Source organism: Clostridioides sp. GD02404 (genome assembly GCF_045898275.1).
GTDB lineage: Bacteria > Bacillota > Clostridia > Peptostreptococcales > Peptostreptococcaceae > Clostridioides > Clostridioides difficile_A.
Map to the genome: position 1 here is coordinate 280,828 of NZ_JBJOCA010000001.1, position 13,376 is coordinate 294,203.

10 protein-coding genes are annotated in these 13,376 nt (G+C 26.8%); 9 read left to right on the forward strand and 1 reads right to left on the reverse strand.

Annotated elements, in window-relative coordinates:
• Positions 1 to 109: 109 nt before the first annotated feature.
• Positions 110 to 3,229: a helicase C-terminal domain-containing protein gene (locus tag Q3287_RS01300; RefSeq protein ID WP_407963388.1), complete on the forward strand. Its 3,120-nt coding sequence runs from the start codon at positions 110 to 112 to the stop codon at positions 3,227 to 3,229.
• A gap of 18 nt (positions 3,230 to 3,247) precedes the next feature.
• Entirely contained in the window at positions 3,248 to 3,847 is a 600-nt protein-coding gene (locus Q3287_RS01305; protein ID WP_054276399.1) for a viroplasmin family protein, read from the forward strand.
• A 203-nt stretch (positions 3,848 to 4,050) separates the two neighbouring features.
• Here the strand turns inward: Q3287_RS01305 and Q3287_RS01310 are convergent, their stop codons facing one another.
• Positions 4,051 to 6,141, reverse strand: coding sequence for a peroxiredoxin (locus Q3287_RS01310; RefSeq protein ID WP_054276400.1), 2,091 nt, complete (start codon positions 6,139 to 6,141; stop codon positions 4,051 to 4,053).
• 265 nt (positions 6,142 to 6,406) lie between these two features.
• On the opposite strand from Q3287_RS01310, the gene Q3287_RS01315 reads away from it, so the two are divergent.
• The 7 genes from Q3287_RS01315 to Q3287_RS01345 all read left to right on the forward strand — a co-directional run bounded on the left by Q3287_RS01315 (position 6,407) and on the right by Q3287_RS01345 (position 13,217).
• The gene (locus Q3287_RS01315) at positions 6,407 to 6,655 is read left to right on the forward strand and encodes a hypothetical protein (RefSeq protein WP_054269966.1); all 249 of its coding nucleotides are present in this window, start codon (positions 6,407 to 6,409) and stop codon (positions 6,653 to 6,655) included.
• 165 nt (positions 6,656 to 6,820) lie between these two features.
• Positions 6,821 to 8,212 (forward strand): UbiD family decarboxylase, encoded by a 1,392-nt coding sequence (locus Q3287_RS01320; protein WP_407963389.1) that lies wholly within the window; start codon positions 6,821 to 6,823, stop codon positions 8,210 to 8,212.
• A gap of 123 nt (positions 8,213 to 8,335) precedes the next feature.
• A complete protein-coding gene (locus tag Q3287_RS01325) occupies positions 8,336 to 9,799 on the forward strand; it encodes a VanW family protein (RefSeq protein ID WP_167640089.1) in 1,464 nt (487 codons plus the stop codon).
• Between the two features lie 64 nt (positions 9,800 to 9,863).
• Positions 9,864 to 10,457, forward strand: coding sequence for a helix-turn-helix domain-containing protein (locus Q3287_RS01330; protein WP_054276403.1), 594 nt, complete (start codon positions 9,864 to 9,866; stop codon positions 10,455 to 10,457).
• A gap of 129 nt (positions 10,458 to 10,586) precedes the next feature.
• Positions 10,587 to 11,984, forward strand: a complete 1,398-nt coding sequence (locus Q3287_RS01335; RefSeq protein ID WP_407963390.1) for a tetratricopeptide repeat protein — start codon at positions 10,587 to 10,589, stop codon at positions 11,982 to 11,984.
• A gap of 179 nt (positions 11,985 to 12,163) precedes the next feature.
• The gene (locus Q3287_RS01340) at positions 12,164 to 12,535 is read left to right on the forward strand and encodes a CidA/LrgA family protein (RefSeq protein WP_054269922.1); all 372 of its coding nucleotides are present in this window, start codon (positions 12,164 to 12,166) and stop codon (positions 12,533 to 12,535) included.
• A complete protein-coding gene (locus Q3287_RS01345) occupies positions 12,528 to 13,217 on the forward strand; it encodes an LrgB family protein (RefSeq protein ID WP_054269923.1) in 690 nt (229 codons plus the stop codon). The genes Q3287_RS01340 and Q3287_RS01345 overlap by 8 nt, the downstream gene beginning before the upstream one ends.
• Positions 13,218 to 13,376: the final 159 nt, after the last annotated feature.

Here is a 13,376-nt window from a genome sequence, read left to right on the forward strand (position 1 = left end):
TATATAAAATTAATATTAATTATATTAAATAAAGTACATATAAATGATAAAATATAAAGAGCAATTATTGTAAATAAGTTAGACTTGTTTAACTTGAAGGGATATAAAAATGTATAATATAATAAGTATGTTGAATAATGTTGTTTTTTTAGATATAGAAATTAGTGGATTAGATTATTTAAATTCAGAAATTTTAGAAGTTGGAGCTGTTAAGGTTAAAGATTGGAAGATAGATACATATCAATCATTAATAAAAAATAAATATGATGTACCTATAGAAGTATTTTCACTATGTAGTAATTTAAATAAAAGTGATTTAGAAATAGCTTATGATATAGAAAAAGTAGAAGATGAACTTATAAATTTTGTAGAAGATAGTTTGATTATATGTCATGATTTAAGTTTGAAAAAAAAGTTTTTTGAGTATCATATGCCAAAGTTAAAAAATAAGTTTATTGATTTAATTGAATTAGCAGTTATTTTAGAACCATATCATAAAGAGTATAGTTTAGAGTATTTAAAAAATAATTTGACTGCTTGCGATTCTAAAATAAAAAATAGAGCTCTATCAGATGTATTTGATATCATAAATATTTTAAATTGTCTCCTAGTAAGATTTAATAATTATGAGAAAAGTACTTTGGAGCCATTGAGTTTTAAAATAAATTCTTATCTTAAGAAGTTTAATCTTTCAATCTGGGAATGGGGTAAATTTTTAGAGGATGCAAACTATGATTTATCAAATAATATAAATATTAAAAAAGAATATAAGAAGCCTAATTCAAAAGAAGAGAAGAAAAAAGAAAGAGAAACATTAAAAATTTTAGATGAAGAGAAAAATAATTATGAAGAACTATTGAGATACAAGACCATATGGGAGAATAAAGAAGGATTTACATATGAGTATAGAACAGGTCAGTATGAGCTTACTAAAATGATAAGAGAGTTGTTTAGAAATAGTGAAGATGATGAAAAAATTGCATGTATAGAAGCACCAACTGGTATAGGTAAAAGTGTAGGGTATTTATTGCCAGCGATATTAGAATCTAGAATTAATAAGAAAAGGTTGTTAATTTCTACTGATACAAAGGAATTGCAGATACAATTAATAAATAAAGACATTCCAAACGTGTTAGACTCTTTAGGGTTAAATGGAAAAGTAAGTTATGGGTATATAAAAGGAAAAAATAACTATATTTGCATAGATAGACTGGAAGCATATATAGCAGACTACGAATCTCAAGAGCCTACTAAGGGAGAAATATTGTCTTTGATATTTTTAGAGAGATTAGTTGAAGGTGGTAAACATGGAGATATAGAAGAAATAAATTATTGGGTGTTGGATAATTTTAAGGAAATAAATGTACACTTGAGAAATATAAGCTGTGACCCAAATATGTGTAGACCTAAAAAGTGTAAAAAAGATTGCCTATATAAGAAAAGAACAGAAGAATTGAAAGAAGAACATATAACAGTAGTAAACCATTCTTTATTAGCTAAATGGCCATATAAAGATGAAAAACCTCTAGAAAATATAATAGTAGATGAAGCACATAATTTGACTGAAAAAGGATATGATTTTTTTTCAAGCATCATAAATTCAAAATCTTTAAGATACTTATTGCAAGAAATTTATCCATATGAATTCATTCAAGATAGTAGCTTCATATATAAAAAATATAGTAAAAACATGAGAAAAATAAAGGCTTTTGATAAATTTTATCATGTATTAAAAATTGAAAGAAAAGATAAACAAAAAATTGCTAGAAGTATAAATCTTATTCTTGAAGAGATAGATTCAATATTAGACTTTGGTAGTTGTAATGAATATAATAGTGTAAGTAATTATAATTTAAGATGGGAATTAAATCTGCAAATAGATGAAATTGTGGGAAAACTAAAAAAAGATGGTATAGATACTGAAATAAGTTATAGATTGTATAGTGAAAAGATAAAATCAAGTTGTGAAAAAATAATAAAAAATTTAGTTGCAATAATAATAACAATTTATAGAAATATTGATGATGATAGTATAGATAAAGAAACTGACATATATAAATTTGGAAAAGCAAAGGCGAGAGACTTAGAGGATATAAAGATTATATTTGAAATATTTTTAGAGTATGATGAAAAAGATGATTATGCAAGGATAGTTGAAATTGAGAAGAATTATAATGATTTTGAATTTAGAGTAGTTCCATTAAAAATAGCAGATTTATTTGAAGAAAATATCTTATCTCAGTTAGAAAAAGGAATATTTTTATCTGCAACCTTGAGTTTATCTGAAAATATGTCTTATTTTAAAAATACATTAGGAATAGATAGAGTTAAGAATGTAGAAAAGATTATAGAACCAATTTTTGATTATAAAAATATGGTATCTGTAGTTGCATTTTCGGATATATGTGAATACAGGAATACTGAATTCCCAAATGAAATGAGTAAAATTATATCTAATATATCACAAATTACAGAAGGTCATACATTGGCTCTTTTTAATAGTAAAGATAGACAGGAAAAGACTTATGAAATATTGAAAAAATATTTACATGGTTTTAATTTAGAAATTTATGCTGATAAAAAAGGGATTAGACATCTTAATGATTTGAATCGAAAGTGTGTTGTACTTGGTTCAAAAGGATGTTTCGAAGGTGTAGATATTCCAGGAGATGGTCTGGTATGTGTAACTTTAGACAAGCTTCCAAATCTAAATCCAAAAGACCCTTTATATTTTACTATAATGAAGAAGTATAATATAGATTACTACACTATAAATTATCCACAAATGACAATCAAGGTAAAACAAGCTATGGGGAGAATTTTAAGAAGTAAATATGATTATGGATGTTTTGTGATTTTTGATGCAGGAACCAATATAAGTGTACTAAAGAGGTTGGAGAAAGATTTGCATGGTTGTAAAATTTCTAAAATGAATAGTAATGAATTTTATACCTATATAAAGCATCATTTAAATAAATCTAGATGTTCAATCCTAAAATCTGTTATATTTGACACTGTAAAAGCACTAAATGTTGATGCTAGAATAGATAAGAATGATGTTGATAAAGATATAATAAGAAAAGATATGAATGAAAATATAAGACAAAGAGCTATAAAAGGGGAAGTGTATTATATAGATATTATAAATAAAGATATGAAAGTAAAGTATTTTGATAGGAACTATCTGATAAATCTAGATATATTTATGAGAGAAGAACATAAAAACTAGAAGGTGGGAGTGATATATTTGGCAAAACAAAAGTTTTATGCTGTAAAAAAGGGTAAAAATATAGGTGTATATAATACATGGGATGAGTGCAAAAAGCAGGTAAACGGATTTTCAGGAGCTGAATATAAGAGTTTTCCTACTTTACAAGAAGCAAAAGAATATATTTATGGTTCAAAAAAAACTAGCTTTAAAGAAGATGAAGAATTTATAGAGGCATATGTAGATGGAAGCTATGAACATTCAATAAAGATGTATGGTTCAGGTGTTGTGATTTTAAAACATAATGAAGTTATAAAAACATATAGTGAAAAAGGAAAAGATGAAACTCTTGTAGGAATGAGAAATGTAGCTGGAGAAATAGAAGCTTCTAAAATTGCAATGCAATACTGTCTTGAGAATAATATTCAAAATTTGATTTTATATTTTGATTATGAAGGTATAGAAAAGTGGTGTACTGGAGTTTGGAAAACAAATAAAGAAGGAACTATAGCATATAAAAACTTCTATAATAGTATCAAAGCTAAACTAAATGTAAAATTTACAAAAGTCAAAGCACATTCTGGAAACCAATATAATGAGGAAGCTGACAAATTGGCTAAAAAAGCTATTGGCATATAATAAAAGATTATTGATATATAGTAAGATGTTGTAAGAGTATATTTAAACTCTTAACTCATAATTAAAAAGCAGTATTGTATTATTAGAAAATAAGTAGCTAATTTATAAATAACTAATCAGTATTATTAATTAGACAAAGCTTATTTAATATAATACAATCTGCTTTTTTGTATAACAAAACTATAAAATTTCCTTACATTATATTAGAACTGACCATAGATACCTTCAAGTTCATCTTTTAATACATCAGGGTCATTTATACCAATGGACATAGTTCTAGCCAATATATTTGCTTGGTCATAAGTTGATGTCCATGAGAATACACCACCTAGACAATTTCTAAGAACATATTGAGTTTTTAAGAATATAGATAAAGAATCATCATAAGACATTGCAAACTCTCCATCCTTAACTAAATATGGTACTTGAGCAACATTATCAAATCTATATTCATATCCATTTTTATTTATATAATCTCTTCTAAGTTCATCGTAAGTTCTTGTTATAGTAGCACCTAATCTTCCATAAAATGGAATACCGAGAAGTATTTTTTCAGAAGGCATTCCAGCATTTTCGAGATTTCTTACCATTATATCAACGCTATATCCTGGTAAAGATAAATCAGATTCAAAAAGATTTGCTTGATGTTTTCTACCATTTGGACCTGTTTCACCTGCTGTAAAATCATAACTCATAAGATTAAAATAATCTATTATTGGAGCTATTTTATCTATTTCAGCACTTGAATTTATATACCCTCTATCTCCCGTTCCAGCCACACTAAGCCATTTTTCATCTCCTATAACATCTCTTATGGCTGTTAATAAAAGTGTAAAGTTTTCTCTATCCTCAGGTCTTGATACTATTCCAGATGCACTACTTCCAGGATATTCCCAGTCTATATCAACTCCATCTAAAGCATATTCATTTATCATCTGATTAACCTGTCTTGCAAAATTGTATCTGGATGTAGGAGTTAATGCTGCATCAGAGAAGCCTTCAGCTCCCCAACCTCCAATAGCTACAATTACTTTTAAACTAGGCTTTTCAGCTTTAAGAGCAAGTAATTGATTTAAAAATCTAGGATAAGGGATAAATAAATTACCAGACTGGTCTATCTCTGCAAAAGCAAAAATAACTGCATCTAATAGTTGAGCATCTACATTAGTTGGATTACCAAGAACATATTCTACCACAATTGGATTTATATCTGGACAATTTGCATTTTCAACTATTGGATTGTATGGGTCTGTTATTTGTGGTCTAACTAATTTTTTTGAATCCTTCAAAGTCTTCATAGCTATTTTCTTAGTATTTTTTTCACTAGTATAATCATAATTTTTATAATTTTCTTTATAGAAATCCTCATAACTACTATCTTCTTTATCGTAGTTATAATTCATTACATCACAAGATTTATCTTTAAGCTTATTTTGTTTAGAGTTACAAGTTTTATTGGTATTTTTAGTGTGTTTTTGTTCACAGTTAAAATCTTTTTTAATATCATTACTGTGTTCTTCTTTACAATCGTGAGTTTTGTGCATGTAGTCAGTATTTTTGTCTTCACAATCACCTTTATTTTCAATATTTTTAGTATGTTCTGTATTCCAGCTACAAGTATTATCAATTTTCTTGTTTAATTCTTCGTCATTATAATTATCTGGTACAAAACATAAGTACCAGTCCATGCAGGAATATTTCTTATTACAACTGTTAACCCTGTTTTTTAATTCTTTATAGTTTTTAGGATATGGTAAAATCACTGGCATACCAGGGAACCAGTTTGCAGGTGTAACTATGTTGTCTCTGTCGCTAGTTTGAAGAGCATCTACTATTCTAAGTATTTCTGGAATATTTCTTCCTGTAGTAAGTGGATAATAAAGAATCGTTCTCAAAATTTGATTATTATCTATAATAAATACAGAACGAACAGTTGATGTATCACTCATTGGTTTTGATATCATACCATATAACTTTGCAATTCTCATATCTCTATCTTCTATAATAGGGAATGGAATTTCTACACCTGTAAGCAAAGAAATATTGTACATCCAAGCTAGATGTGAACTGTTACTATCAACGCTTAGACCAATTAACTCTGTATTTCTTTTTTTGAACTCGTCATAATATTTAGCAAAGCACAAAAATTCTGTAGTACAAACTGGTGTAAAATCACCAGGATGTGAAAATAAAACAATCCAATTACCTTTATAATCAGAGAGTCTAATAGGGCCGTTTGTTGTATTGGCTTTAAAATCAGGAGCCTTTGATCCTAAACTTGGCAAATTTGGCATGTAAATCACCCCTCAATAAATTATCATTTATTTTATTCTATTAATTAATACAGATTAGTGTTACTACTTTATTAAAAATTAACGAATCCTAATGTCAAAAAAAGATATTTATTAAAAATATTTAATATATTCCTAATATAAATGACAATAGTAATTGCTATTTTTTTACTAATTTGGTATAGTAATGGATAAGGGGTAGTGTCAATATTAGTGATTATACGAGGTGATTGGATTGAAAAAAATTCTAAGAATTTTAGTTATCTCCATGATGATATGTTTTGCAATGACTTTTGCATTAGTATTAATAAATTCAGTTATGGGAGTACATATAGGATTGGATTATTACTTTTTGATGGGCGGTGTAGTTACAGTTTGTTTAACAACTGGAATTGTTTTATGCAATGCTAGAAAAATATTTGATAATAAAACTGTACATAAAACAAGAATGAAAAATGTCAGTGCTAATAAAAAACAAAAAAGTCATTCTAGAGATATAAAGAGAAAGATATCATAGTTTATGTAAAGGAAATATTTATGTATAAAATAATGATTGATAGGTAAAATAAAAACACGATTTAACTTGTGTTTTTATTTTTTTTCAGGAATTATGATATAATAACCAATAAGAAATTTAGTTTACCATAGAATATAAATATTGCTAAATGGAGAGGGAACCATAATGAATTTTAGAGATTTATTTGAGAAAACTGTAGATTTTATTGATGAAAAAAGAAAGTCTATAGTTGCAGTTTCATTATCAGCATTAGGCGTAATTGTTTTAATGATAGTATTTTTCTTAAGTAGTAATGAATTTAGTGTAGGGAATGAAGCTAATGAATTGTTGAAAATCATAGATAAAAGACAATATTCTATAGCTGTTGATTACTATGCGAGTATAGAAAAAAAGTTTTCTGCTTCAAAAATGGAAAGATTCAATAAGTCTGTTTCTAAAAAAATTAACAAATTATTATTAAATAGTGGTGATAAATATTTAGATGGAGATATAAGTCAAGAAAATTTTATTGGATTAATAAATACAGTAAAAGAGTTAAATAAAATAAATATAGGTGTGGATGATTTGCTAGCTCAGGCGGATAGAGTTAAGGAAATGTATAAGGAAGAGAATACTACTTATGATGTTGCCATTAACTATATAAACACTGTTTCAATATTAAATGGAGTGGGTAGTAATTTAGATGTATACAAACAGAATATAGAAACAATTAGGGAATCTAGAGATGTTTATGATTCAGCAGTCAAAGATCAAAAAGTATATAAGTATTATGAAGCTATCGAAAAGTATAATAAAGTATTAAAAGAAGATGAGAAGTATTATAATATGGCTCAAAATGCGAAAAAGCAATGTATTGAGGAAATGTATGATTATTATATAAGTAGAGCTGAAGAGGCAAATACTTCTGGAGATTATGAAAGAGCATTACAGTATATAGAATATTTAAAAGAAGATTATTCAGATGATGAAAAAGTGCAAAGTCTAGAGAAAAAATATAAGAAGAATTTATCATTGTATACTTTAACATCTGATGACATCATAAATGTAATATCCAAAAAAAGTGGCAAGGATAAGTCAAATCTATCTATAAATTCACTTCCACAAATGATAAAAAATAATAAATATTATTATGCTGAAGTATATGAGTATGACAAATTAGTAAATGAGGTTTTAGTAAGTGCAAAAACTAAAGATTTATATTCATATAAAGATGGTAAGAAAGATTACAAAGTAGACTATGGAGATGGATACTTTAGGATATTAGAGGATGGAAGTTATCAATTTGGTATTACTAAAGATAAAGCTAAATTTGTATTAACTAATACTCTTGATGAAAAAGATAACAAATATAAAAAGGTTGAGATATTAGATATAGAGAAAGCTGAGAGGTATGTAAAGAGTAAAAAAACATTAGAAGAATTATTTGGGAAGTATAAAAATATTTATTATTACGCTATAGTAAACAAAGGATTATTTAAAGGTAAAGAGGTTTATGCTATTAATATTTACAATGAAAAAATATATGCCATATCAGAAAAAGGACTAAATGAATATTAATTAATTATATTGATAATGTTAAATTATTATATAATTAAAAAGTTTTTGGGTTTTTAAGGCAGATTATGTAGTAATATAATAGTAGGTGTATATAAATAATTTTATTGTAAGGAGAAGTATGGGATGAGTAATGTGAACAAAAAGCTAGTTATAGCCATTGGAGCTGTAGCATTAGTAGTCATAATTTTTATAGGCATAATGTGTGTGCAATTTAATGGGGAGAAAATAGCAAAAAACACATATGTTAATGGAGTAAACATTGGCAAATTGACTAAGGCACAAGCAAAACAGGAATTAAGTAAAAAATACAAATTAGAAAATGTTGAGTTTATCTACAATGATAAAAACTGGAAAGTTAAAAGTAAAGATTTAAATTTATCTGCAGATTTGGATAAAACAGTAGAAAATGCATATAATTTAAATAGAAAGAATGGTTTCTTTGGAAATCTATCAAAAACTATTTCAGCAAATTTTGGAAAGAAAAACAACTTAGTAGTAGTGACAAATTATGATAAAAATAAGCTAAAATCAGAAATGGAAAAGATAGCTAAAGAAATAGATGTAGAGGTAAAAGATGCAACACTTGATATAAGTGGTGAAAAAGTAAAAGTTGTACCAGACTCTGATGGTCTTAAAATGGATATTTCTAAGAGTATGGAGAGTTTTGAGAATCAAACTAAAAAAGGAAATTATAAGAATAAGTTAGTAGTAAAAGCTACTCCAGCAAAGATAAAAAAAGAGCAACTTGCTAATATAGACACAAATTTAGGCAAGTATTCAACAACATTTAAAACTTCTCAAGTAAATAGAAGTATAAACATAAAATTAGCAACAGATAATATAAGTAATGTATTACTTATGCCAGGAGAAACTTTTTCATTTAACAAGCATACAGGTAAAAGAAGTAAAGAAAATGGATATAAAAGTGCACCTGTAATAATGGAAGGTGAGATGGAAGAAGACTATGGTGGAGGAGTTTGTCAAGTTTCGTCAACACTATATAACTCTGTGTTATATGCAGGATTAGAAATTGTTAATGTAAAAAATCATACAATACCATCAAGTTATGTTCCAAAAGGAAGAGATGCAACTGTTGCAGATAGTGGAATAGATTTCTTATTTAAAAATAATCTAAAGCATCCAGTTTACATAAAAAATTACGTTTCAGGGAATCAAATTGTTTGCAATATATATGGAAGTGCAGAAGACAAACAAAATATAACGATATCAACAAAATTAGATGGTGTTTCACAAACTACAATGAAAAGAGTTAATGATTCTACAATGCCTAAAGGCAAAGAAAAAGTGGAAAAGAGCGGAAGAAATGCATATTCTGTATCAACATATAGAACATTTAATGATGCTAATGGTAAGAAAATTAAAACTGAAAAAATAGCTAATTCATATTATCCTAAGAAGGAAGGTATTATATTAGTTGGAACTATGGAACCAAAACCAGAAGAAAAGCCAAAGACAGATGAAAATAAAAACAATCAAAATTCAAATAATCAAAATAATCAACAAAAACCAGAAACACCACCAACTGATAATAAGCCTAATGAGACACAACCACAACCGCAAGCTTAAAGTTCTCAAGAATAGGATTTATGTAGAGTATTAAAAAATATAAATCTAAATAGGAGGGATTACTTTGAATTTAAATAATATAACGAATTACGTTCAAAGTATTTGCGAGAATATTTCTAATGTGTTGGATGTAGATGTTACTTTAGTTACAAAAGATTTAACTAGGATAGCAGGGACAGGAATATTCAGAGGTAAAATAGGAGAGACAATCTCAGAGAAATCAGTATACTCTCTTGTTTTAAAAGATGGAAAATCCTATGTTATAAATAAGGAAATAGAAGAGAACTGTAATCAATGTGCCAATAGAGAAAATTGTAAAGAGTTAGCTGATATATGTACTCCTGTTAAAATGGGAGAACATATACTTGGAATTTTGGGTATAGCTGCATTTAATGAAGAACAAAAGGAAAAAATACTTTCAAAAGACAAGGAGTTAACTGCTTTTGTAAGAAGTATGTCTGACTTAATATCTTTTAAATTAGATGAATTATATAAACAAGAAGTTAAGACTATGGATGACCTTGAGAGGGAAGCTATAGAAAAAGCTATAAAAAAATATGGAAGTAACACAGAAGGTATGAAAAAGGTAGCTGAGGCTTTAAATATAGGTATAGCTACACTGTATAGAAAAGTAAAAAAATTCAACATTAAAAGTTAGTAATATTGGAAAAAGGTAACCTTTTCACAAGAAGAAGAGGATTACCTTTTTTATTATGAGGATAATGGCAAAATATGTATAGTTTTGACTTGACATATTAAATATGTTATCTTAAATATATATTTTAGAGTGGAGGTGAGTATTATTTTAGTTAAAGATATAAAACAGGACATAGAAAACATGCCTAGAAAAATTTTAGATATATCTTTGATAGAAGATAATAAAAGTGATTTGACTTTTTTTAACATAGAAGAAGAAGATGGTGACGAGACACTAAAAGCATTAAAGCAGAGCTATGTGACTACAAATTATAAAGAAGAGACACTATTGAACTTACAAGGAGCTTTAAATTCAAAGTCAGACACAACATCAAAGGAATTAAAATTAGAATCATACAAAAGATATAATAATGCACTGGATTTGGCATATAAGAACTATATAACTAGTGCTATTAATATGGTGAATAAAGCTTTAGAAATAAATCCTAAAGATATTGATATACTAAATCTTAGAGGTCTTTTAAAGCTATTAAAATGTGACTTTGCTAAGTCATTTGAGAGCTTTTATACAGCTTTATGTTATGAAAATAACCATATATCGAGAAAATATGTAAATCTAATTTCATCTGAAGATTTTAAAACATTTTTAGGAAGGTACAATCATTCTATAAGATTTATAAATGAAGAATTAAATTATGAGTCAATACATATTTTGGAGAATATAATTGAGGAAGAACCTGAACTAATAGAACCATATGTGATTTTATCTTTGTTGTATGATAAACTAGGTAATGTAAAGAAGAGAGAAGGATACTTAGATAAACTTAAAGAGTTAGATAAGGATAATCCAGTATTTGAAAAGAATGAGGAAGAAAAAGAAGATACAAGTAAAAAAGAAGAAGTAAAAAAAGTTAAAAAGAAGAAAAATATTTTACCATATATTATAGTTGTTTGTGTTTTAGTAGGTATGGGTGTATATTTGATTCAAAGTAAAAAGAGAATAGAAAATTTAAATAATCAAATAAGTAGTAAAGATGAAAAGCTAAATGAAACTGATAAAAAGCTGGGAGAAACAAGTGAAAAATTAGAAAAAACGAATAAAGAGTTAAGTGAGGCTAAAAATAAAGAACCAGAAAGAGAGATAACTGTAGCTGATGAGGAAGATTTATACTATCAAGCTCTAGATTTAAAGAAAAATAAAGAATATGAAAAAGCCATAGATAATTTTAAAAGTGTAGTTTCTTCTGGGAAAACTAAAAAATATATTTCTGAATCAATATATCAATTAGCCATAACAAATAAGCTATTAGGAAATAAAGATGAAGCTATAAAATATTATAAAAAATATATAAATACTTATACTAAACATGACCAGTATTATGATGATTCATATTATGAGTTAGGGATGCTTTATTATGATAATGGTGATTTAAAAAATGCACAACAAACCTTCTATAGTTTAAGAAGTGAAGTTCCAGACAGCATGTATAACAATTCAAAAATAAAAGAGATTTTAAGTGAAAAATAGGTTTATATAGTTAAGTTTTTTGAAACAACCAAGTATGTATTTTATTAAATTAAAATAAAAATAAATTTAAAAGAGATTGTATCAAATTATAACTTTCTATTTGAAGAAAGATATTTGCTTGTTGAAAAAACTACAAATATGTGATTTGAAGCAATCTCTTTAGTTTTTGGAGGTGGAAAATGAAAGTTTTCAATCAGTTAGTAATAATTTTATGTATATGGGTCATAGGAGAGTATATAAGTTCCTTTATACAGGGAATTATACTTATTCCTGGAAGTATAGTTGGGATGCTATTATTATTCTTGCTACTACAACTTAAGGTATTAGATTTGAGTAGTATAGAAAATATAAGTGGATTTTTCCTTGATAATATGGCTATATTCTTCATCCCAGCAGGTGTGTCACTTATAAAATCATTAGACCTGATAAAGGAAAATGTACTAGTGCTTTTATTAGTCATATGCTTAAGCACACTAATAGTAATGTATGCCACTGGAGTTATAGTGGAAAAAATGATAAAAAAGAAGGAAGAAGGACAAAAAGATGTATAATGTATTACAAACGCCAGTGTTTGGTATAATAGTGACAATAGTATTTTTTAATTTAGGGAGATATATCCAACGAAAAACGAACAATCCTATATGTAATCCCATGTTAATTGCAATCGTAGGAATAATAGTGTTTTTAAGCATAACTAAAATTCCTTATGAGAACTACAAGATAGGAGCAGATAGTATAAATTTCTTTCTAGGTCCTGTTACAGTAGTACTTGCAGTTCCACTTTATAAGCAATTTGAATTATTTAAAAAGCATATGGTTGAAATTATTGTAGGTATAGGTTGTGGTATAGTAATTTCTTTTATATCTGTATTGATAATTGGTAAGATAGCTAATTCAGATGTAAGTATTATAAACTCTTTGATTCCAAAATCTATAACAACACCAATGGGAATATCTTTAGCAAATTCCTTAAATGGTATAGAATCAATAACGGTTGTGGCTATAATTTTTACAGGTATCTTTGGTGGAATGGTTGCTTCTACAGTATTTAAACTTGGAAATATAAATCATCCAGTTGCTAAAGGAATTGCGCTTGGAACGTCTGCACATGCTCTAGGGACTACAAAAGCTTTTGAACTTGGAGAAGTAGAAGGAGCTATGAGTGGTGTTTCTATTGGAGTATCTGGTACAATTACAGTAATATTAATTCCAATTATAATGAATTTTATATAAAAATAAAATTAAAATTAGTATTGTGGATACTTAAAACAAAATAAAATAAAAAAATTTTAAAATAAAAAGTGAATGAAAAAAATGCAAATAATGAAATAAAAAAATCATATACTGAAATTATGAAAACAAAAATTTCATTTAGCAATTAATTATGAACAG

Bases quoted from the DNA above. Each gene is read 5' to 3' on its own strand.
- Q3287_RS01320 (WP_407963389.1), top strand. From the start codon at position 6,821: ATGAATTTTAGAGATTTATTTGAGAAAACTGTAGATTTTATTGATGAA.
- Q3287_RS01345 (WP_054269923.1), top strand. From the start codon at position 12,528: ATGTATAATGTATTACAAACGCCAGTGTTTGGTATAATAGTGACAATA.
- Q3287_RS01300 (WP_407963388.1), top strand. From the start codon at position 110: ATGTATAATATAATAAGTATGTTGAATAATGTTGTTTTTTTAGATATA.
- Q3287_RS01340 (WP_054269922.1), top strand. From the start codon at position 12,164: ATGAAAGTTTTCAATCAGTTAGTAATAATTTTATGTATATGGGTCATA.
- Q3287_RS01325 (WP_167640089.1), top strand. From the start codon at position 8,336: ATGAGTAATGTGAACAAAAAGCTAGTTATAGCCATTGGAGCTGTAGCA.
- Q3287_RS01315 (WP_054269966.1), top strand. From the start codon at position 6,407: ATGATGATATGTTTTGCAATGACTTTTGCATTAGTATTAATAAATTCA.
- Q3287_RS01310 (WP_054276400.1), bottom strand. From the start codon at position 6,141: ATGCCAAATTTGCCAAGTTTAGGATCAAAGGCTCCTGATTTTAAAGCC.